Origin of the sequence: Sulfitobacter aestuarii (genome assembly GCF_042685005.1) — a bacterium.
GTDB lineage: Bacteria > Pseudomonadota > Alphaproteobacteria > Rhodobacterales > Rhodobacteraceae > Sulfitobacter > Sulfitobacter aestuarii.
Genome location: NZ_JBHUMP010000007.1, coordinates 156,111 through 177,298 on the forward strand (window position 1 = coordinate 156,111; position 21,188 = coordinate 177,298).

General features: G+C 62.1%; 21 protein-coding genes. 11 read left to right on the forward strand and 10 right to left on the reverse strand.

Features of this window, described 5'->3' with window-relative positions; genetic code table 11:
• Nucleotides 1-1,141 precede the first annotated feature (1,141 nt).
• The 5 genes from ACFSUD_RS10305 to ACFSUD_RS10325 all read right to left on the reverse strand — a co-directional run bounded on the left by ACFSUD_RS10305 (nt 1,142) and on the right by ACFSUD_RS10325 (nt 4,422).
• Nucleotides 1,142-1,582 carry a hypothetical protein gene (locus ACFSUD_RS10305; protein ID WP_386374063.1) on the reverse strand — a complete coding sequence of 147 codons (441 nt, stop codon included), beginning with the start codon at nt 1,580-1,582 and terminating at the stop codon, nt 1,142-1,144.
• A gap of 260 nt (nt 1,583-1,842) precedes the next feature.
• Entirely contained in the window at nt 1,843-2,130 is a 288-nt protein-coding gene (locus tag ACFSUD_RS10310; RefSeq protein WP_386374065.1) for a hypothetical protein, read from the reverse strand.
• A gap of 109 nt (nt 2,131-2,239) precedes the next feature.
• On the reverse strand, nt 2,240-2,410 hold the full coding sequence (locus ACFSUD_RS10315; RefSeq protein WP_386374067.1) for a helix-turn-helix transcriptional regulator: 171 nt from the start codon (nt 2,408-2,410) through the stop codon (nt 2,240-2,242).
• A gap of 94 nt (nt 2,411-2,504) precedes the next feature.
• Entirely contained in the window at nt 2,505-3,062 is a 558-nt protein-coding gene (locus ACFSUD_RS10320) for a hypothetical protein (protein WP_386374069.1), read from the reverse strand.
• A gap of 166 nt (nt 3,063-3,228) precedes the next feature.
• Entirely contained in the window at nt 3,229-4,422 is a 1,194-nt protein-coding gene (locus ACFSUD_RS10325; protein WP_386374071.1) for a tyrosine-type recombinase/integrase, read from the reverse strand.
• A 371-nt stretch (nt 4,423-4,793) separates the two neighbouring features.
• Between ACFSUD_RS10325 and ACFSUD_RS10330 the strand changes: the two genes are divergently transcribed.
• The 3 genes from ACFSUD_RS10330 to ACFSUD_RS10340 all read left to right on the forward strand — a co-directional run bounded on the left by ACFSUD_RS10330 (nt 4,794) and on the right by ACFSUD_RS10340 (nt 8,272).
• Nucleotides 4,794-5,921, forward strand: coding sequence for an aromatic ring-hydroxylating oxygenase subunit alpha (locus tag ACFSUD_RS10330; RefSeq protein WP_386374073.1), 1,128 nt, complete (start codon nt 4,794-4,796; stop codon nt 5,919-5,921).
• 185 nt (nt 5,922-6,106) lie between these two features.
• Nucleotides 6,107-7,264: an aromatic ring-hydroxylating oxygenase subunit alpha gene (locus ACFSUD_RS10335; RefSeq protein ID WP_386374075.1), complete on the forward strand. Its 1,158-nt coding sequence runs from the start codon at nt 6,107-6,109 to the stop codon at nt 7,262-7,264.
• A 30-nt stretch (nt 7,265-7,294) separates the two neighbouring features.
• Nucleotides 7,295-8,272, forward strand: a complete 978-nt coding sequence (locus tag ACFSUD_RS10340; protein ID WP_386374077.1) for a LysR substrate-binding domain-containing protein — start codon at nt 7,295-7,297, stop codon at nt 8,270-8,272.
• Between the two features lie 130 nt (nt 8,273-8,402).
• Here the strand turns inward: ACFSUD_RS10340 and ACFSUD_RS10345 are convergent, their stop codons facing one another.
• On the reverse strand, nt 8,403-9,425 hold the full coding sequence (locus ACFSUD_RS10345; RefSeq protein ID WP_386374079.1) for a D-cysteine desulfhydrase: 1,023 nt from the start codon (nt 9,423-9,425) through the stop codon (nt 8,403-8,405).
• 108 nt (nt 9,426-9,533) lie between these two features.
• Between ACFSUD_RS10345 and ACFSUD_RS10350 the strand changes: the two genes are divergently transcribed.
• The gene (locus ACFSUD_RS10350; protein WP_386374081.1) at nt 9,534-10,493 is read left to right on the forward strand and encodes a LysR family transcriptional regulator; all 960 of its coding nucleotides are present in this window, start codon (nt 9,534-9,536) and stop codon (nt 10,491-10,493) included.
• On the opposite strand, the gene ACFSUD_RS10355 is transcribed toward ACFSUD_RS10350, so the two are convergent.
• Nucleotides 10,428-11,312, reverse strand: coding sequence for a LysR family transcriptional regulator (locus tag ACFSUD_RS10355; RefSeq protein ID WP_386374083.1), 885 nt, complete (start codon nt 11,310-11,312; stop codon nt 10,428-10,430). The two genes, ACFSUD_RS10350 and ACFSUD_RS10355, sit on opposite strands and share 66 nt — an antisense overlap.
• 229 nt (nt 11,313-11,541) lie before the next feature.
• Here ACFSUD_RS10355 and dctP point away from each other — a divergent pair, with 229 nt between their 5' ends.
• From dctP to ACFSUD_RS10390, 7 genes are all read left to right on the forward strand, one after another.
• On the forward strand, nt 11,542-12,525 hold the full coding sequence (dctP, locus tag ACFSUD_RS10360; RefSeq protein ID WP_386374085.1) for a TRAP transporter substrate-binding protein DctP: 984 nt from the start codon (nt 11,542-11,544) through the stop codon (nt 12,523-12,525).
• A 63-nt stretch (nt 12,526-12,588) separates the two neighbouring features.
• Complete coding sequence (locus ACFSUD_RS10365) at nt 12,589-13,086, forward strand: TRAP transporter small permease (protein ID WP_386374087.1); 498 nt, start codon at nt 12,589-12,591, stop codon at nt 13,084-13,086.
• A gap of 11 nt (nt 13,087-13,097) precedes the next feature.
• Entirely contained in the window at nt 13,098-14,399 is a 1,302-nt protein-coding gene (locus tag ACFSUD_RS10370; RefSeq protein WP_386374089.1) for a TRAP transporter large permease, read from the forward strand.
• Nucleotides 14,399-15,181 carry an alpha/beta fold hydrolase gene (locus ACFSUD_RS10375; RefSeq protein WP_386374091.1) on the forward strand — a complete coding sequence of 261 codons (783 nt, stop codon included), beginning with the start codon at nt 14,399-14,401 and terminating at the stop codon, nt 15,179-15,181. Before ACFSUD_RS10370 ends, ACFSUD_RS10375 begins: the two co-directional genes overlap by 1 nt.
• 213 nt (nt 15,182-15,394) lie before the next feature.
• On the forward strand, nt 15,395-16,972 hold the full coding sequence (locus tag ACFSUD_RS10380; RefSeq protein ID WP_386374093.1) for a flavin monoamine oxidase family protein: 1,578 nt from the start codon (nt 15,395-15,397) through the stop codon (nt 16,970-16,972).
• A gap of 4 nt (nt 16,973-16,976) precedes the next feature.
• Nucleotides 16,977-17,546: a c-type cytochrome gene (locus ACFSUD_RS10385; RefSeq protein ID WP_386374095.1), complete on the forward strand. Its 570-nt coding sequence runs from the start codon at nt 16,977-16,979 to the stop codon at nt 17,544-17,546.
• Nucleotides 17,543-18,049 (forward strand): RidA family protein, encoded by a 507-nt coding sequence (locus ACFSUD_RS10390; RefSeq protein WP_386374097.1) that lies wholly within the window; start codon nt 17,543-17,545, stop codon nt 18,047-18,049. Before ACFSUD_RS10385 ends, ACFSUD_RS10390 begins: the two co-directional genes overlap by 4 nt.
• Nucleotides 18,050-18,120: 71 nt before the next feature.
• Here the strand turns inward: ACFSUD_RS10390 and choV are convergent, their stop codons facing one another.
• The 3 genes from choV to ACFSUD_RS10405 all read right to left on the reverse strand — a co-directional run bounded on the left by choV (nt 18,121) and on the right by ACFSUD_RS10405 (nt 20,982).
• Entirely contained in the window at nt 18,121-19,137 is a 1,017-nt protein-coding gene (choV, locus tag ACFSUD_RS10395; RefSeq protein WP_386374098.1) for a choline ABC transporter ATP-binding protein, read from the reverse strand.
• Nucleotides 19,134-19,964: a choline ABC transporter permease subunit gene (gene choW / locus ACFSUD_RS10400; RefSeq protein ID WP_386374100.1), complete on the reverse strand. Its 831-nt coding sequence runs from the start codon at nt 19,962-19,964 to the stop codon at nt 19,134-19,136. Before choW ends, choV begins: the two co-directional genes overlap by 4 nt.
• Nucleotides 19,965-20,058: 94 nt before the next feature.
• Complete coding sequence (locus tag ACFSUD_RS10405) at nt 20,059-20,982, reverse strand: choline ABC transporter substrate-binding protein (RefSeq protein ID WP_386374102.1); 924 nt, start codon at nt 20,980-20,982, stop codon at nt 20,059-20,061.
• Between the last annotated feature and the right edge of the window lie 206 nt (nt 20,983-21,188).

Genomic DNA, 21,188 nt, shown 5'->3' on the forward strand with positions numbered 1-21,188 from the left:
ATGACCGCACGACCAGCACCGGACTTGAACGCTTGTTACGCCCCGTGAAAAAAGAAGAGGTTCGGATGCTTCAGACATGACGCCTCATTAGCCGTCGCACTTGCTCTCGCCAAGCTGGTTATTCCATTCCATCAGCGCGCACAGCGCATTGCTTTCGCGGTGCTCGTAGTCCGAGACAAGTCGCTGGTATGTTGCGTCATGCATATGTTTGGGTCTGCCCCAGCCAGCGCCTTCAAGTATACTCTCAGGCCATCGCAAACGCTGACGAAGGCTCTCCAATCGACGCACAGCCCTATCGCGCCTATTTTCGTTTTCAGATGGATAAGCCAGACCGTGACATTTACGGCAGGCGAACACCGGTCCGCCGTAAAGAACGGCCACGCGCTTTCCGCATCCTCGCACGGGACATTTAAACCACGCCCGCGCGCCGCCAAAGTGACATGGCGTCCAGTCGATCCGAACAGGATAGTTCCGGTTCTGCCAGCCTTCAGCCTCACGGTAGCGGTAGCTAAGGCTGACATAACCAGCCGCTGCGGTTATTCGAATCTCGGCAACACACCGCCCTACCCGCGTCCAACGGTAACTACAAACTTGCCCAGAGTGCAGCCAGCCATCACGCGCAAGCTTACCGATACGCAGGTCCATCATGTCTTCGACGGTTGCGCGGGTACCTAGCCGCCAGTGCCTACCGCTGCCAATGCCGCCCAAGGCTCAACTCCTTTTAACCCAAATCATAAGGCAAGTTTCCGACTGAGATGGCGAACTTTTAGCAATTCGACCCTAGGTTTATTGCCTCCGTTCTGCACGAAGCCAAATTCGCTTGAACGCGCCGGTCCGTGCTGAAGCAGCTCAGACATTGAACCTCCCCCGGCTCGATCCAACCTCTCTGCGGCCAGTCATCCATGCCAAGGCCCAGAACGGCACCGCTGATGCAGTTCGACCCAGAAGCCCTGAATTTTGGATAGGTGAATGCTTCTGCCCATATCGGTCCGGAAAGAGCATGGCCCAGACCTTGAGCCTCCCCCTCCCTTTGGTCTCCCTGCCTATGGCTAGATGTAGATATGTCCTCCTTTCTGTGACGCGGGAAAGCTCGAAGCCTCCCTTGGCGTCACAGAAATCAGGACGGCAAGCACATCTCACTTCAACCATCTTCAGCAACTGTCCGCTTTTTTGTGTCACCTTTGCACAGTATTTGTGCGGGGATTTTGAATTTCATGAATGTTTTTCGAGCAGGTCGCCCGTCCGGTGTCGCCTCCTCAGCCAAACCCCATACAGATGCGCGTCCGATACCCGACGGCCCCAAATGCGGAGCCTGCGTCAGGAAGATGAAGCCGCGCTCTTCAAGTTTGCTGAACCATGGACCGACGGTATTGCGATGCACGTTCATTGCCGCAGCCGCGTCCCTATGGCTGAGATAGATGGCACCGTTGTTCGATCCGTTAAACCGGCGTTTCAGTTCGATGTACAGCGCACGGGGGCCAGGGGGCAAAGTCGCCCATGCCTCGGACGCCTGCACCCATTCGGGAAGCTGGACGAACCGCCCAGCCCCCCTTTTTTTCCGTTTGTATATCTTGCCAACCATCAGCGCTTATCCAACGTCAGACAGGCCAGCCAGACGCGAATGGCAGTGGTCTGGCAGGGGCATCCGCCAAGGGATAACCACACCGAGTCTGCGGCCCCCTCCGCCCTTCTGCGGACCATGATTTGCCACCTGCCGTTAGTATGGGAAACGCGGGTAATGCCTTTAGTCATGAGCAGCTCCATAATGCAAAGCCTCAACCAGACGGGCTTGTGTTTCGGTAAGGCCGAACAAACGGCGCAAGCGACGAACACGCGCGTTAGTCATTGCGCGCCCTCCCTCTTGCCCAGCGCACTTGCCGATCTGGGAAACCGCAACGCGGCCCGGTCAATGCCTGCTTTCAGGGAGTAGTGAGCAACGTTCTGCGGGCCTCGATATTCGGTATGGATAGGCCAGCCGTAATCGTGGCGCAGGCGATGGACGATTGCGCCCAAACGCCAGCCGCGCACCTCGCGAATCTCGGTCTTGTGGCTAATCGTGCGCCCGTTCAGCAGCGCTTTGCAGGTCCAGAACACCTGACTATCGCTGGAATAGAATTTGCTTTGGGTCATAGGGTCGTGCCTTTCAGTTGAAAAGGAAAGGCGCTGGGCGTATGTCTGAGTTGCGTAGACTGAAGACGGCACCCCCAGCGCCTGCGTATCCGCAAGTGCGGGGGTGTTTTCAGTTCCGGGCCTCAGCAAGAGCCGCGTCAATATCGGATTCGATCCAGTAAAGGCGAGCGCCGAATTTGATAGGCTGAGGCAGGCGGCCTGATTCGATATCGCGGTAAACGGAAGACCGGCTGCGACCGCCAATCTTCGTTTGCAGGTCAGGGAAGGAAAGATAACGCATATTGATACTCCATTCTGCAAAACGACGATTCATTCTGCTTCATGGGACACTTGTCACACGCCTTTCCAGAACGGGCGAACCCAAGATGGCACGACTATCTTTGGGAACGCCGTTCGGACCAGATATTCATGAGACGCTTGACTGATGGGATATCGAGGGCGGCACCCAGTGCGACATGTATCGCATGGCATGCGCTGGCGTCTTTGAACGTAGCTTCGTTTTCAGTAATCGGGTAGTTCAGCATCTCCATATGGGATAGAAAATGATTAATCAGGAAGTTCCTCTCCAATTTCGGATAGGGGTCTGGGCCTCGTTTGGGTGGTGGGGGAGTGGTCCGCCCTAGTAGATAATTCACCAACCAACTTTGGAGCTGAGGGTGGAGCTGCACGCCTGCGTCGAGAATACGGCCGCAAGCAATCACCAGCGCGTCGAAATAAATAAGCGATTCTTCAGCCGCGGTAATGGCACTTTTTACTACCCGATAGGTGTCGAGGCGCTCAATTTTATCTTTCTCGAGATAATGTAGTTTCAGACCGTGACTGAGCTCAATCTCTAACGCCACCACATGTTTCATGCCTTTCTCGTCGAAACCCCAAAGCTCTCCCTCCGAGAACGCCAATCTGAGCGCAGGCGAGGTTTCGGCTTGTTTCATGCCTTTCTCGTCGAAACCCCAAAGCTCTCCCTCCGAGAACGCCAATCTGAGCGCAGGCGAGGTTTCGGCTAGTCTACAAATTTGCTTGAAACTTGGTTCATGGCCACAAGTTCTAATCCCTTCATAGAGTGCGTTCCAATCGTCTACGGATAACGGTTCGGATAATTCACTGGGCATTTAAGATAGCCAAATTTCTGGCGTCCCTTAAACATAGCGAGGCCCATCGGTCCATTACCACCTTCCTTTGCTCCAAAAAATCGGTCCGCCTATACGCCCGCTCCACGCCGCTGCCGGTCGTATGCCCTAGGCAGGTTTCGGCTACATCATGCGGCGTGTTTGTTGCTTCTGCGGTCCAGTCGCGGAATGAGGACCGAAACCCGTGCGGCCGTTCGGACAATCCGCGCCGGTTCATGAATGCCGTCATTGTCATATCGGAAATCACGCCACGCTTTGCACCGGGGAACAGGTAACCGTCACGGGCAAATTTGCGCGCCTCTGCTATCACGTTTTGCGCCTCCGCCGATAGAGGCACTCGGAAATCGCTGGTCGCGCCCAAACGGCCCTTCATCGCCGCTGCGGGAATGGTCCAGACGTCGCCGTCGATCTGGTTGAGATGCATGAACCTAAGGGGATAGGACCGCACCGCCGTCAGTATCAGCAGCCTCAGCGCCAATTCCGTCAAGCTGCCGCTGTCCAGCGATTGATAGAATGCAGGCACATCGCGCCAGTTCATCGCGGGCACGTTCCTAACGGTATGGCGTTGCTTGCCCAACAGCGCCTTGGCCTTCTCCGTCGCCTGTAAATCGACCTCTAAACCCAGCGCTGCCGCGTGACGCATCACAATACCCAGACGGTTGATTGCCTTGCGCGCAGTATCCGCCTTGTCGTGCCAAATAGGGGCTAAGGTGTCGCGAATATCCTTTTGGTCAATCTCGGCTACCGGCACTTTGCCGAGCTTAGGTAGGATATGAATTTCAAGCGGTGAGAACCAGCGCCCCGCCTTTCCATCGCCCTTCAGTTCCGCCTTGCGACTTTCGAACGCATCCTGCGCCACGTCTACCAGTATATGAACGTTGCGCGCAGCTTCCCGGCGCTGACGTTCACGCTCTTTGATTGGGTCCAACCCCTGTCGCGCCACGGCCCGCCAATGGTCCGCTACCTCTCGCGCTTCTTTCAAGGTTCGATCAGGATAAGCTCCAAGCCCCATCTCGCGCCGCCTGCCATGCGTTGTAATTCGCAGCACCCATTGCGCGCCGCCATCTTCTCTCTTGACCAGCCAAAGGCCACCGCCATCCGCGTACTTGCCGACGCTGGCGCTTTTCACTGCGGACGCACTCAATCGGTTTATCGCGCGGCTCACTTCGATCCCCCTCTCTATCCCCCTCGACATATGGTATGCCATGGCGCGTTGTGAAGTACGGTGGAACGGCTACTTCAATAAAAATCAGTATTTTATCTAAGTTAAGGGGCACATTGGCACAACAAGATATAGGGCTTAGACGCCGTGTGGGGGCACCATCTCTTCAGCCAATATCCGTTCAGGCGCCTGCTTCCGGCGCGCATTTCGTCAGTGGCCATATTGCGTCGATGTCGGCGTTGGGGCCGAAGGCCACGCCATCTGCCCCGCTGATTAGGCCCTATCAAATCATGCCTTCCGAAGTCTGAACTTTACCCAATCGGGAATCGACCACAGAGTTCGGTTGCGCGAGATGAGCCGAAAGGAACCCAAACATGAAGGACGCCGCAACAGAACTCAGGGAGAATGTCGCAGTGGCCTTTGAACGGGCCCGCGCGATGCCGCCCTCCGTCTATACATCCGAGGATTTTCTCCGGCGCGAGCTGGACAATATCTTCGCAAAGGACTGGTTTTGCGTCGGGCGGGCGAGTGCGCTGGCCGCGCCCGGCGATTACGTCACGCTGGAGCTTGCCGGGCAGCCGATCATCGTGTTGCGGGATGCTGCCGGTGCTCTCAAGGCGATGTCCAACGTCTGCCGCCACCGGATGTCCACCCTGCTGGAAGGCAGCGGCAACACGCGCAGCATCGTCTGCCCCTATCATGCCTGGACCTATAACCTCGACGGCTCCCTGCGCGGCGCACCTGCGATGACCCGCAACGCCGGTTTCTGCAAATCCGATTATCAATTGCCTGACATCCGCTGCCAGGAATGGCTCGGCTGGGTATTTGTCACGCTGAACGCCCAGGCACCCGATGTCGCGGTGCAATTGGCCAAGGTCGAAGAGCTGGTCGGCGATTACAACATGTCCGCCTATACCCAGACCTTCTTCGAGACCCACCGCTGGAACACCAATTGGAAGGTATTGGCCGAGAATTTCATGGAAAGCTATCATCTGCCGGTCTGTCATGCGGGCACCATCGGCGGGCTTTCGAAACTGAACGAGATGATCTGTCCGCCCGGCGAAGATGCCTTCAACTACCACACGATTCTGAAGGATGAATCCCTGCGCATCGCCATGGCCCACCCGTCCAATACGCGGATGCAAGGCGAACGGCGGCGCACCACCTATCTGCTGGCGATCTACCCCAGCCTGCTGATCACCCTCACGCCAGGATATTTCTGGTACCTTACGCTGCATCCTGACGGGGTCGATCATGTGCAGATCGGATTTGGCGGCGGCATGTCGGATGATTATGCCGGTGACCCGGATGCGCAGGCCAATTTCGAAGAGCTCAAGGCCTTGCTCGATGACGTGAATGTCGAGGACAGGGGCTGCACCGAAAAGGTCTACAAGGGATTGTCCTCCGACGGCGCGACACCCGGACATTTGTCGCATCTGGAACGGCCGAATTACGATTTTGCCCATTACATAAACGGGCGCATTCAGAATCCCGACGGCTAGGAGAGCGACATGGCTCAATCCCGGCACCGCAAGTTCGCCTGCTCAGGGCCGATCCGGTGCGACCGGCACGAAATTCGACTGGCGGCGAGTAACGCCACCGGATCCGTCCACAGACCCCATCCTGAAGCCCCGGTGCATCACGCGTAGAAGGCGCGAGGCAGCACCATTGCACGGAGTTCCGAGAGATGAACGAGCAGGTTACACGGACCCATTTCAAAGCTGCGCGTGTCGACGAAATGCGCGAAGCCCTGGAGGATTGCGCCGCGGCTCCTGCCGAAGCGCCGCGCGGTTTGCCGGGGCATTTCTACAATGATCCGGCCTTTTTTGAGCATGAAAGCAACACCGTCCTGCACCGGGGCTGGCATTGCGTCGGGCGCGTCGATGAATTTGCCGAACCGGGCGATTACCTGACGCTGAACCTGCTGGGTGAACCGTTGATCGTGGTCCGCGATGGCGACGGGATAAAGGCCCTGTCCAACGTATGCCGTCACCGCGGCATGCCGCTCGCGGCGGGGCACGGCAATGCGAAACGCTTCGTCTGCCGCTATCACGCCTGGACCTATGGCACGGACGGGGCATTGCTGCGCGCGCCGCGCATGAAGAACCAGGGTTTCGATCCCAAGAACTGCAGGCTCGCCACCTTCCCCTGCGTCCAGCGGTTCGGCTTCGTCTATGTCTCCCTGTCGCAGGACGCGCCGGATATCGACGTGGAACTGGCGGGACTCAAAGACGTCATCGACAGATACGAGCCCGAAGAATATCACATCGTGCACAGCGCCAGCGAGATATGGCAGTGCAACTGGAAGGCGCTGGTCGAGAATTTCATGGAAGGGTATCACCTTTCCGTCGTCCATCCGCAGACCCTGCACGGCTACACGCCGACGGGTCTGAGCCGCAAAGGACCGAATGGCGCGGGCTTCACCAGCTATTTCGCCAATTACCCCGACAATATCCCGCCTCGCGGCGAGGGTGCGCCGGGGCTCGATGCCGAGGCCCGGCACCGCTCGACGCTCTTTGCCGCCTTCCCCTGCCAGGTGGTCAGCGTCGCGGCCTCGCTTCTGGTCTCGCTGAGCATCCGGCCGCTGACGGCTACCTCCATTGAGGTGCGCTGGACCATGTCGGCCTATCCCGGCAGCCTCGACGGGGACACGATCGATCAACGCATCGCCCTGTGGGAAAGCGTGAATCTAGAGGATCGCGAGAAGCTGGAAGCGATGCAGACGGCCTTGGGGTCCGTCCATGCGACGGGCGGGCCGCTGGCCGAGGATGACTATGAAGGCACAGTCCGCGATTTTCTGATCTGGCTGGCAAGGCAGGACGCCGAGGCGCATGGAACGGCTTGATCTGGACGCAAAGGCGGGCGATGGAACTCCATGGCTCTACGTTTCACCTTTCGCCAGCTGGAATACCTCGTCGCGGTCGGCGATGCCGGAACCATTGCGCAGGCCGCGCATCAGCTGAATGTCTCGTCCCCGTCGATCTCTACCGCGATCGCCCAGCTTGAGACCCAGCTCGGCATCCAGCTGTTCGTGCGGCATCACGCGCAGGGGCTTTCGCTCACCCCCGGGGGACGGCGTGTTTTCAACGAAGCCAAGCGCATCATGGGCGACGCGGCCGCGCTGAGCACAATTTCCGAGGACGTCGCGACGCGCCCCGGGGGCCCGCTGGCCGTCGGCGCCCTGTCGACGATCGCGCCCCTGCTCAGCGCCCGGTTTCGCAGATCCTTCGAGAAAAGCTATCCGATGGCGGACGTGACGCTGTTCTCCGGCAATCAGGTCGCGCTGTTCCAGAAGCTGGCCCGCGCCGAGATCGATGTCGCGATCACCTATGACATGGAGATTGCACAGGATATCCATTTCGAGGGGCTCGTGTCGCTCCCCCCTTGGGTGATGCTGCATCCGGAGCATCCGATGGCGCGGCAGGATGACGTGTCCCTGCGCGAGATCGCCGGGGAGCCGCTCGTGCTGCTCGACCTGCCGCTGAGCCGCGAGTATTTCCTGTCGACCTTCCGCAGCCTCGGCGTCACGCCCACCATCGCCGATCGGGCCCATGACCTTTCCGAGGTGCGCAGTCTGGTGGCGAACGGCTTCGGCTACAGCCTGCTCAACATCGGCACCGACATCGCCTTTGCCCCCGACGGGCAGCCGCTGGCCATTCGCCCGATACGCGAGGCGGTGGCCCCGGTCACGCTGGGCCTTGCCACCAAGCAGGTTGCCGCCCAATCCGCCATCCTGCGCGCATTCTTCGAACATGTAGGCGCCGAGGTGACGGCCCATGGCCTGCCCGCGACCAGGACCGCCGGTTGCGTCGTTTCAGCCGGGGCCGAACCCCTCCGGCAGACCCCGTCCTAGCGCCGCGCCGGGCCCGGCAGCGGGGCATCGTGCTCCACTGTTCGCGCCGGACCGGCCCCTGCGCCGCGACCCCGTGAAGGGATCATCCCCCGGCCCGCCGCGATCATCGTGGCAGGCCGGGGCCATGGGATCAGGCGCGATCGGTCCAGCGATCGGCGAAGTCGAAAGCCTTGGTATAGCCAAACAGCGCCGCCGAGCCGCCGGTATGCAGGAACACCACGCGCTCATCCTTCCTGAAATGCCCCTTGCGGATCAGATCGATCAGACCGGCAGCCCCCTTGGCCGAATAGACCGGATCGAGCAGGATGCTCTCCAGCTCGGCAAACATCCGGATCGCCTCGAGCCCGCTGTCGGTCGGGATGCCATAGCCCTCGCCCACGTAATCGGTATTGGCCACCACGTCCCCGCGCGCGACCACACCGCTGCAACCGAGCTTGTCGGCCGTGGCGCTGGCCAGTTTGAACACATTGGCCTCCTGCGCCTCCTTCGGGGCACGCACGCCGATGCCGAGCAGCGGGATCTGCGCGTTCATCGCCTTCAACCCCACGATCAACCCGGCCTGCGTTCCCGCACTCCCGGTCGCGTGCACGATATGGTCGATCTTCGTGCCGCTGTTGTTGACCTGCGAGAGCATTTCGAACGCGCAATTGACATAGCCCAGCGCCCCGGTCGGATTCGAGCCGCCGCCCGGGATGGTATAGACCTTGCGCCCGTCGGCGCGCATCTGCTCCGCCACCTTTTCCATCTCGGCATTCATATCCATGCCACCGGGGCGCATCTCGGTCGTGGCACCATGCAGATGATCCAGCAACACGTTGCCGTTGTTGTTGTAATTGGTATCATCCGAGCCGGTACGGTCTTCGAGCAGGATATGGCATTTCAGCCCCAGTTTCGCCGCGAATGCCGCGGTCTGGCGGGCGTGGTTCGACTGGGTGGCGCCCTGGGTCACTACCATGTCGGCGCCTTCGAGCTCTGCCTCGGCCATCAGGAATTCGAGCTTGCGGGTCTTGTTGCCGCCGGTGCTGAGCCCGGTGCAATCGTCGCGCTTGATCCAGATTTCCGGCCCGCCGAGTTCCTTGGTCAGGCGGTCCATCCGTTCGAGCGGCGTGGGAAGATGGGCGATGAAGCGGCGGGGGAAGCGGGCGAGATGCATGTGTCGATCCTCAAATTGTCCTGTGGGTCATTTACACCGACTTGACCGCGATTGATAATGCGTAATTGGCTGCATATCGTGCAAGATGTGCAAGTTAGGAGGGCGGCAATGCGGCTTGAATGGATCGAGGACATCCTTGCGGTGATCGACGCAGGCTCACTCGCACGCGCCGCGGAACGCCGCTTCGTGACGCAATCCGCCTTCACCCGCCGCATTCGCATGATCGAGGAGCACATCGGCGCCGAGCTTTTTGACCGCAACCGCAAGCCGATCGAGGTCCTGCCCGCGGTCCGGTCCCTGGAGCAGGAATTGCGCGAGACGGCAGCGCGGCTTGTCGGCCTGCGGTCGCGGTTGCTGAACGCATCGGGCAGCCCGGGCAGCGCCGTGGCCTTCGCCTGCCAGCACGCGATCACCGACACGATATCGCCACGCATCGTCGCGGCGCTGACCCGGAAGGACGGGCTCTCGGTGCGCGTGCGCTCGGGCAACCGCGATGAATGTCTGATGATGCTGCTCTCAGGTGACGTGGATTTCGCGCTGATGTACGAAGCTCCCGGCCTGCGTTCCGCCGCCATACCCCGCGCCTTTGAAAGCGTCACGCTGGATTCCGAACTGCTGGTTCCCGTCTGCACAGCGGATCTGCGCGACTTGGCCCGGGGCCCGGCCCTCCCCATCGTCAGCTATCCCGCCGACGTCTTCCTCGGGCGGGTCTTTTCCCTCACCCTCGCGCCTCGCCTGCCTGCCGGGGTGACCACGCAATCGCGCGCCGAAACCGCCCTGACACTGGCTGCCTATCGCTATGCGCTCAACGGGATCGGCATCGCGTGGCTGCCCCTGACGCTGGTGCGGGGCGCGCTGGATACGGGCGCGCTGCTTCGGCTCGACGAAACCCTGCCCGCGGGCGCGCTGGATCTGGTGATGGTCTGGCTGCCCGAACCGAAACGCCCCGAGATCGGACAGATCCGACAGGAGCTGTTGAACCGTCTTTACCCCGATGCAGGTTCAGAGCGCCTCCCAGACTGTCCTGCCGACGCGGTCGAGCCGATCGACCGAACAGAACAGGGATAGGGACAGCGTCGCCTGCCATTCGACGCCGCCGACCTGCACGAGCTGCCCCTGTTCGATTTCCTTTGCGACCGACCCTTCGGGCAACCAGGCGACTCCGCTGCCCGCCAACGTGCGCCGCTTGAGCGCTTCGGCCAGCGCATCCATGTAGCACAGGGCCAGCGGCGGCTTGCGCGCGCCGATCGTCTGATCGACCACCGTTCCGAGGAAACTGGCCGGATCATAGCTGAGGTAGGGGATCTCCGCGCCCCCCTCGGCCGACAGATCCCACCCCCCTTCCCGCGCAGCGCGGGTCTCGGCCACGGGAAGCATCTGCTCGGTGCCGATGTCCTTGCGCTCGAACTGCCGCTCATCGAAAACCGGCATCACGTCCCTGTGGCGATAATAAAGCAGGAAGTCGCAGGCCCCGTCCTGCAAAAGCTGGCAGCAGGTGCGCAGGTTGTCGGAATAGACCCGCACCCGCAGACCGGGGATATCGTCTTCCAGCTCGGCAATCCGGGCCGACAGGTAGTTGACCGAAATCGTGTGCAATACCGCGAAACGCTGGAACGCAGTCGTCCCGCGCTCCTGCGCCCGTATGGTCTGGCGAATGTCGGTCAGGTTCATGATCGTCTCGCGCGCGACCGGCAGGAACTGGACCCCGGCATCCGAGAGCTGCACCGGATAGGTCGAGCGTTTGACCAGCGGCGCCCCCAGCCAGTTCTCGAGCGACTTGATGCGGCGGCTGAACGCCGACTGGGTGATGTTGCGCTCTTCTGCCGCGCGGGTGAAATTCAGGGTCCGACCCAGACAGACGAAATCCTGCAACCAGTTCAGATCCATGTCAAAGCACCGTCAAATTCAATTAAAGACCACAGGTTAACCAAACCATTCCGATCTTGCATCATTCAATTCCATGTTTGAATTGGCAGTGTCCCCGATCCATCGCTTACTTTCGGAAAATTAATTGGCCCGGATTAGGAGCCGGATCTGATCACGACACACGGACGTGCCACGTCAGACGGCACGCCGAGATCGCGCTGCGATCGCACAACAGAGAGAGGGAAAAGATATGACAAAAACCAATCTGACCATGACCGCCATGGCAATGGCGCTCGCCGCCGTCGGCACGGCCCATGCGGAAACGACGATCCGCCTGTCGACCTATGTGAATGAGTCCGACGTGCGCTATCAGGGGTTCCAGCATTTCGCCGAGCTCGTCAGCGAGAAGACCGACGGCAGCGTCAAGGTGGACATCTTCCCGTCCTCGACCCTGCACGGCTGGTCCGAAGGCGTCGACGCGCTGCAGGGTGGCGTGTCCGATATCAGCTGGATCAACGCGGACAACCGCCTGCCTTGCTATGTGGTCACCTCGCTCTATCCGGCCAATGTCAATCTCGAGCAGCAACCGACGCTCGACGCGGCCTATGCCGATCTGATCCGCGCGGAAGCCGCGGATGTGGGGCTCGTGCCGCTGCTCAACTCGAATTACTCCTACGATCAGGAATGGTGGTTCGACAGCGATATCGAGGATCTCGGCAAGCTCGACGGCAAGCTTGTGCGCTCGATCGGGCCCCTGGTCAGCATGATGATCGAGACCTGGGGCGGGCAGCCGGTCTTCATCGCGCCCAAGGAAGTCTATCAATCCGCCGAGCGCGGTGTCGTGGATGGCATCAACATGGGGGTCGCGACCTACAGCTCTTGGAAGCTCTGGTCCGTGATGCCGCAGATGATCAACGCCAACCTGTTCTATGGCAACATCATCTACATGATGAACAAGTCCAAGTTCGACGGTCTGACGCAAGAGGAACAGACCGCCCTCAACGAGGCCGCCGCAGAGACCGAAGCCTGGCTCCAGCCCCTCTATGAGCAATGGGTCGATGAACAGGTCGCGACCGCCATCGAGGCAGGCGGCACCGAGGTCAACCTGTCCTCCGAAAAGACCGCCGAGCTGATCGACAGTGTCTCGGAACAATGGACCGCCAAGGTCGATGAGGCCTGCGGCGCCGACAGGGCCGCGAAGTTCCGCGATCTGATGGCCGCCCACACCAATTGATCCTGCGATTGCCCGCCTCCCGCGGCGGGCAATCCCTCCCTCCCAGAGCAAGCGAGGTACGCCATGACCGATCCGCTGGATCGCCTGATCTCCGCCGTCGAGCGCTTCGTCATATGGATCGCCGGTGCCGGGGCGGTGATCGTCCTGATCCAGATGGTCTGGATCTCCTACGGCGTATTCGTGCGCTATGCGCTCGGCGCGCCTGACCGGATGGTGACCGAAGCCACCGCGCTGCTGCTGTTTCCCGTCGCCTTCGCCGGACTGGCCTTCGCCCTGCGCGAGGATGCGTTTCCGAAGGTCACGATGGCCACGGATCTCCTGCCCGCCCACGCGCGCAAAGCGATCACGATTCTCAACTATCTGCTGATGCTGGGGGTCGGCGGGTTCTTCTCCTATGCCGGGGTGAGTGCCACGATCCGCTCCTTCAACTCGGGCGCCGCCTCCGAAATCCTGCATTGGCCGCGCTACCTGTTCTGGGCTCCGGGCGCCCTGGCGCTCCTTCTCTTCACCTTCTACGCCTTCCTGCAGCTGATCAGACTGATCCGCACGCCAGCCGAATAAGGAACCTCGCCATGGAATGGTATACCGTCGGGCTGGGCCTGCTCGGGCTGTTGATGCTCTTCATCGTCATCGGCCTGCCGATCCCCTTCGCCCTCGCCGCCGCCTCGCTGCCCTTCCTGTGGAACATCCAGGGGTTTTCGACCTCGGTCGTTTCCTCCGAACTCAAGCTCTGGGGCGTGTGGATCGACTATATCCTGCTCGCCGTGCCGCTCTTCGTGTTTCTCGGGGAGTTGATAGGAAAGTCCAATATCGGCCCCAATCTCTATCAATTCCTGCATCAGGGCGTGCGCATCAGGGGGTCGGCGGCCTATGGCTCCATCGGCGCGAGCGCGGGGTTCGGGGCGGTCTGCGGCTCCTCCATGGTCGGTGCGCTGACCATCGGCGGCGTCGCCCTGCCCGAGATGCTGCGGCTCGGCTACGGCAAACGCCTGTCGAGCGGCGTGCTGGCCGCCGGGGGCACCCTGTCGGTGCTGATCCCGCCGAGCCTGATCCTGCTGTTCTACGGCATCGTCGCGGACCAGAGCATCGGCGACCTGTTCATCGCAGGCGTCATCCCCGGACTGATCCTCGTCTCCAGTTTCGTCGTCATCGTGCTGATCTGGGGGATCCTCAGGCCGCAGGACATTCCCGGTCAGGAGGATGCGCAGAAGATGCCGATGCTGATGATCCTCGGCACCGTCGGCCCCGTGGTCCTGATCGGTCTGGTGATCACCGTCGCGATCTATGCCGGTATCGCCACCCCCACCGAAGCCGCGGCGGTCGCGGCGCTGCTGACCGTGGTGCTCGCCTTCGGGGTCGGCGGGCTGACATGGCGGGGTTTCGTGGCGTCGATCTTCGCCACCATGCGCACCATGGGCTATCTCGGTCTGCTGCTGTCGGCCGGGGTGCTGTTCGGCTTCGTGCTGACCTATTACCGCGTGCCCCAGCAGTTCACCGAACTGTTCCTCTCCTTCGATCTGTCGCCCTACACGGTGCTCGCCATCGTGCTGATCTTCTACATCATCCTCGGCATGTTCCTCGAGCCGGTCTCGATGACCTTCATCACGCTGCCGACGATCTACCCGCTGATGAGCGCCGCTGGCTTTGACCTGATCTGGTTCGGCGTCGTCTACACGATCACCATGGAGATCGCCGTGCTGACACCGCCCGTGGGGCTCAACCTCTATGTTATACAGGCGATCAGTCGGGAGCGGCTGACCATCGGAGACGTCATCATGGGCTGCCTGCCCTTCATCGGCGCGATGATCCTGCTGATCGCGATCCTGATCTTCGCGCCGCAGACCGCCCTCTGGCTGCCCGAGCAGATGCGCTGATGTCCGCGCTCCTGTCCCACCGCCGCGCCGGAAGCGGTCCCGTGCTCGTCCTCGTTCATGGCTATCTCGGCGGCGCCACGCAATGGCAGGCGGAGATCGCCCGCTACAGCGCGCATTACGACGTGATCGCGCCGGATCTGCCCGGCTTCGGCGCGGCCTCCGATCACCCCGGATGCGACCGGATCGACGGTTTCGCCGAGGCCGTGATCGGCCTGCTGGATCGGCTGGGCATCGACCGGTTCACCCTGCTCGGCCATTCGATGGGCGGCATGATCGCCCAGGAAATGGCAGCCCGACACGCCGCGCGGGTGCAGCGGCTGGTCCTCTACGGCACCGGCCCGCTCGGCGCCATGCCCGACCGGTTCGAGCCCATCGACGTTTCGCGCCAGCGGCTGGCGGATGACGGTGTCGCCCAGACGGCGCAGCGCATCGGCGCGACGTGGTTTCTCAAGGGGGAGGATGCCCCCGGCTATCCGACAATCTGTCAGATCGGCGCACAGGCGAGCCTGCAGGCCGCCAGCGCGGCGCTCGACGCCATGGCCCATTGGGACGGCCGCCCGGCCCTCGCGCTGCTGACCATGCCGACATTGGTCGTCTGGGGCGATTCCGACCGCTCCTATCGCTGGCTCCAGGTGGAGTCGCTCTGGCGCAACCTGCCGACGGGCGAGCTGGCCGTGATCCCCGGCGCGGCCCATGCCGCACATCTGGAGAAACCCGCGCTGTTCCACGCGATCCTCGACGGGTTTCTCGCCGAACCGTCGGAGACCCGGGACATCGGGTAGGCAGCAGCAGCGCCGGGAAGTCGGCAGCGGCCCGTCCGGTTTGGCGCGCTTCTACGGGGACAATTCCCTGTCCACCCGGCGCGCGCTCCCCCACAGCGGAACAAAATCTTCTCGCGGAGGTTGGGTACAAAGCGGCGTCTTTGCGGGCTGCGGCGTTTTCCGCTTGGCCTTTCGCACGCCGCTTCAGCACGAACCACAGCAGGAGGCTTCCCGATGAGAGAAATCACACGCCGCAATTTGCTCGGCATGATCGGCACGGCCGCGGGCAGTACCGCGATGTATCATGCGATGACCGCGATGGGCCATGCCGCGCCGTCCGACTACAGCGGACCGATCGAGCTCGATGGCGACCCGCAGGGCGCCAAGGTGCTGATCCTCGGGGCCGGGCTCGCCGGTTTGACCGCCGCTTACGAGATGCGCGCCGCGGGCTACGAGGTCGAGCTGCTCGAATACCGCGAGAAGGCCGGTGGCCGCTGCTGGACCCTGCGTTCGGGCGACAGTTATACCGAGCTTGGCGGGGCGACGCAGCAGGTCGATTTCGCCGAAGGCAATTACATCAACCCCGGCCCCTGGCGGCTGCCGCATCACCATTACGCGGTGCTCGATTACTGCCGCCGCCTCAAGGTGCCGCTCGAACCCTTCATCCAGCTCAATTACAGTTCCTTCCTGCATCGTTCGGACGCCTACGGCGGCAAGCCCCAGCGCCTGCGCGAGATAAAGTCCGATTACCGCGGCCATGTTTCCGAATTGCTCGCCAAGGCGGTCGATCAGGGCAAGCTCGACGAGGCGGTGAGCGCCGAGGACCGCGAGTTGCTGATCGAGAGCCTGCGCAGTTTCGGCGTCCTCAACGAGCAGAACGAATATGCCAAGAGCCTCGAGACCAGTGATTACCGCGGTTTCGCGAAGCTGCCCGGCGGCGGTGTCGATGCGGCACCCGAAGCCTCCGACCTGCTCGATCCGCAGGAAGTGCTGCAATCGCGGCTCTGGGAATATCTTGCCACGCATGAGACGATCGACCATCAGGCGCCGATGTTCCAGCCGGTCGGTGGCATGGACGCGATCGCCATGGGATTCGAACGCGAGGTCGGCGATTTGATCACCTACAACGCCAAGGTCGTGGCGCTGCAGCAGGACGAGAACGGCGTGACGGTCACCTGGGAGGATGCCACGGGCGGTGGCGGCGGTCAGCAGACCAGCACCGCGGATTACTGCATCTGCACCATCCCCTTCTCGATCCTCAGCCAGATCGACCACAACCTGTCGGGGGGTCTTTCCGACGCCATCAGCTCGATGCCCTATAACGGCTCGACCAAATGGGGGCTCGAGTTCAAACGCCGCTTCTGGGAGCAGGATGACCATATCTACGGGGGGATCAGCTATACCGATCAGGCGATCGGGCAGATCAGCTATCCCTCGACGGGCTATTTCTCCGACGGTCCCGGCGTGCTGCTCGGCGGCTATACTTGGCGGGGTGAAAATTCCTACAAGTTCAACGCGATGCAGCCCGAGGAACGGCTTGAATGGGCGCTGCGGCAGGGCGAGAAGATCCATCCGCAATATCGCGAGGAGTTCAAGACCGGGGTCAGCGTCGCCTGGCACAAGGTGCCTTGGGTGCTCGGCTGTTCGGGGATCTGGGAGAACCGCGACAATTACGAGGAAGCGGTCAAGATCGACAACCGCGTCGTCTGCGCCGGGGAGCATCTCTCCTACCTGCCCGCCTGGCAGGAAGGCGCGATCCTGTCCTCGCTCGACGCGATCTCGCGTCTCCATGACAAAATCATCAACGGGTGAAGCAATGCGACATACCTTAATCACAGCCCTCATCCTGGGCGCGATGAGCGCCCTGCCCCTGCAGGCCCAGAGCAGCGACCAGAACGGGGAAACCGACACACCGCAAGCCACGCAGGACGCGCAGACGGACGACAGTACCGGGGCCGCGCAGACCGGCGAAAACGCTCCTGCGGAGGAGGCGCGGCCGAAGGAAGCCGAGATCACCGCCATGGCCGATGGCGGCCCCGAATGGACCGCCGAATATGTCAGCGAGGACGGCGAGCAGCTCTACCAGACGCTTTGCGCGGGATGTCACATGCCTGACGGTTCGGGCGCGGAGGGTGCCGGACAATATCCGGCGCTGAGCGGCAATCCAAATCTCGAATATTCGGGCTATGCGACCTATCTCATCGTCAACGGTCAGGCAGGGATGCCCAGCCTCGGACATTTCCTCGACGACACCCAGGTGGTTGCGATCACCGATTACATCCAGACCAATCTCGGCAACGACTACGAAACAGACGGCACGGTCGAGGCGGTGGCAGATGCCCGTCCAGCCGATCCGGCAGACCAAAATACGGAGGAACACGAATGATCCAGAAAACTCTCGCCCCGCTCGCCACCGCGCTGATCCTGACCACGGGCACAGCCTTCGCACAGGGCTCGGAAGTGGTGCGCCATCCACTCCCGGATTCCGACTTCCCGATCCTGCAGGCAGTCGAGGTGCCCGCGGATGCAACCTTGGTCTATCTCAGCGGCACGGTGCCGGAAGTGGCCGATGACACCGCCGCGGAAGACGCGCCCGAACGGTTCGGCGATACCGCGACCCAGACCGTCAGCGTATTTGACTCGATCGAGAAGAAACTGACGGCGCTCGACCTCGACATGGGCGACGTCATCAAAATGCAGGTCTATCTGGTGGCGCCCGAGGGCAGCGACGCGATGGATTTCAAGGGCTTCATGGAAGGCTATACCCAGTATTTCGGCACCGAGGAACAGCCTGAGCTGCCGACCCGCTCGGTCTTCGCCGTGGCCGGGCTTGCCAACCCATCCTGGCTGGTCGAGATCGAGGTCGTCGCGGTACGCCCCGGTTCCTGATCCCTGACGAATTGCCGTTTGAGAAAGCCCCGCTGTTCTGCCGCGGGGCTTTCCCGTATCTGATCGGCCTCTCAGACCTTGAGCCGGTCCACGATGCTCTGCGCTGTCACCGTGCCGATCACCGCGCCGTCTTGGCTCACGTCAAGCGCCGCCCCCTCGCCTTCGAGCTGCGCGATCAGCTCGCGCACCGGGGTCTCCGGTGCCACCGGCGCGCCGTTCCCGAAGCCCGCCGGTCCCATCACATCGCGCGCGGTCAGCACGCCGAGCGGGTTCATGTTGGCGACGAAATCCGCGACGTAATCCGAAGCCGGGTTGGAGAAGATCTCACGCGGGGTGCCGCATTGCACGATCCGCCCGCCCTCCATGATCGCGATCCGCCCGCCGAGCTTGAACGCCTCGTCAAGGTCATGGCTGACGAAGATGATCGTGCGTTTCAGCTCGCGCTGCAGGTCGAGCAGCTCGTCCTGGAGGCGGGTGCGAATGAGCGGATCGAGTGCCGAAAACGGCTCGTCCATCAGCAGGATCGGCGCCTCGGTGACAAAGGCGCGGGCAAGGCCGACGCGCTGCTGCATCCCGCCCGAGAGCTCGCCGACCTTCCGATCGGCCCAGTCGCTGAGACCCACCAGCTTGAGCTGGCGATCCGCACGCTCGATCCGCTCGGCGCGCCCGACCCCGGACAGCTCCAGCCCCAGCGCCACATTCTCGCGCACCGTGCGCCAGGGCAGAAGGCCAAATTGCTGGAACACCATCGACACCCGGTTCTGCCGGATATGGCGCAGCACCTTGGCATCGGCCTCGGTGACATTGATCATGCCCTCGCCGCCATCGACCCGCACCTGCCCGCGCGCCACCGGATTGAGCGCATTGACCGCGCGCAGCAGCGTCGACTTGCCCGAACCCGACAGCCCCATCAGCACCACGATCTCGCCGGTGGCGACCGAAAGCGCGCAATCGTGCACGCCCAGCACCTGCCCGGTCTGTTCCTGGATGTCGGCGCGGCTTTTGCCCGCGTCCATCAGCGGCAGCGCCTGTTCGGGCTTGTCGCCGAAGACGATATTGACCTGATCGAATTCTACCGCATTGCTCATTTCGTCACCCGCAACATCCGGTCGAGCATGATCGCCACCACGACAATGATCAGCCCCGATTCAAACCCCAGCCCGGTATTGACCTGATTGAGCGCGCGCACCACCGGCACGCCGAGCCCGTCCGCCCCGACCAGCGCGGCGATCACCACCATCGACAGCGACAGCATGATCGTCTGGTTGAGCCCGGTCATGATCTGCGGCAGCGCATAGGGCAGCTCGATCTTCCACAGGGTCTGGCGCGGCCGTGCGCCGAAGGCCTGCGCCGCTTCGAGCAGCGCCTTGGGGGTGGAGGAAATGCCAAGCTGCGTCAGCCGGATCGGCGCGGGCAGCACGAAAATCACCGTGGCGATCAGCCCCGGCACCATGCCGATGCCAAAGAACACGATGGCCGGAATGAGATAAACGAAGGTCGGCAATGTCTGCATCAGGTCCAGCACCGGCGCCATGAACCGATAGAGCCCCGGCCGATGCGCCGCGGCAATGCCAATGGGCACGCCGACCCCCATGCAGACCACGCAGGCCGACAGGACCAGCGTCAGGCTCTCGGTGGTCTCTTCCCAATAACCCTGGTTGAGAATGAACAGGAAACCCAGCACCACGAAAAGCGTCGTCTTCCAATTGCGCTGGATCGCCCAGGTCAGCGCCGCGAAAGCGGCCACAATCACCAGCTCATGCGGCGTCTGCAGCACCCAGAGGATCGCGTCGATCAGATGCTCCATCGCCAGCGCCAGCCCGTCAAAGAGGAATTCCCCCTGGATCTGCAGCCAGTCGAAGGCGGATTCGGCGGCCCTGCCGATCGGTATCTTGTTGTCGGTCAGCCAGTCCATTCAGACCTCATTTCATAGTGTCGGGAAAGGGGCGCGCAGGTCTTTGCCCGGCCCGCCACCGGGACGGGTCGGGAAGGCCTGCGCTATGGGGGGCTTACTTCAGCGCCGCCTTGGCAGCGGCGAGCGCCTCGTCTCCGTCCTTGGTGGTAACACCGTCAAGCCAGCCGTCGAGCACCTCGGGGTTGGCCTGCAGCCATTCGCGCGCGGCCGCTTCGGGCTTTTGCCCGCCATCGAGGATCTTGCCCATGATCTCGTTTTCCATGGCCAGGGTGAATTCCAGATTGTTGAGCAGCTTACCGAGGTTCGGACATTCCTCGACGAACCCCTTGCGCGTGTTGGTATGCACCGTCGCGCCACCCAGGTCGGGGCCGAAGAAGTCATCGCCGCCCTCCAGGTAGGTCAGCTCGAAATTCGCGTTCATCGGATGCGGTTCCCAGCCGAGGAAGACCACCGGATCGCCCTTGCGGTCGGCCCGCGCCACCTGCGCCAGCATCCCCTGTTCGGAGCTTTCCACCACTTCGAAATCACCGAGCTCGAAGGCATTGTCGTCGATCATCGACTGGATCAGCCGGTTGCCGTCATTGCCCGGCTCGATGCCGTAGATCTTGCCGTCCAGCGCCTCCTGCTGTTCCGCGATCGAGGCGAAATCGGTGATGCCGAGATCGGCCGCCGCCTTGTTCACCGCCAGCGTGTATTTCGCGCCTTCCAGATTGGCCCGCACGGTCTCGACACTGCCGTCCTCGCGATAGGGCGCGATATCGGCCTCCATCGTCGGCATCCAGTTGCCGAGGAAAACGTCGATATCGCCCTTGGCCATCGAGGTATAGGTCACCGGCACCGACAGGATCTTGGTCTCCGTCTCATAGCCGAGCGCCTGCAGCAGGACGCTGGCGGTGGCGGTAGTGGCGGTGATGTCGGTCCAGCCCACGTCGGAGAAAGTGACTTCGTCACATTCCGCGGCGGCGAGCGGGGTGACAAGGCTCAGGGCAAGCGCCGAGCTGGCGAGCAGTTTCTTCATGGCAGAGGGTCTCCCTAGATTTTTATTGATTGACTGGACAATAAAAAAACATTTGCCCGGTCATTGCAACAGGATTGATCGCCCCGCCGGAGACTGCGGTCGCGGGTCGATGCGGATGACGGCGCGACACCAAGGCGATACCGACGCCATGCCGACCGCGCCGCGGCTCCGGACGGGCGCCGAACCAGTTAGCGCACTCGCGACCT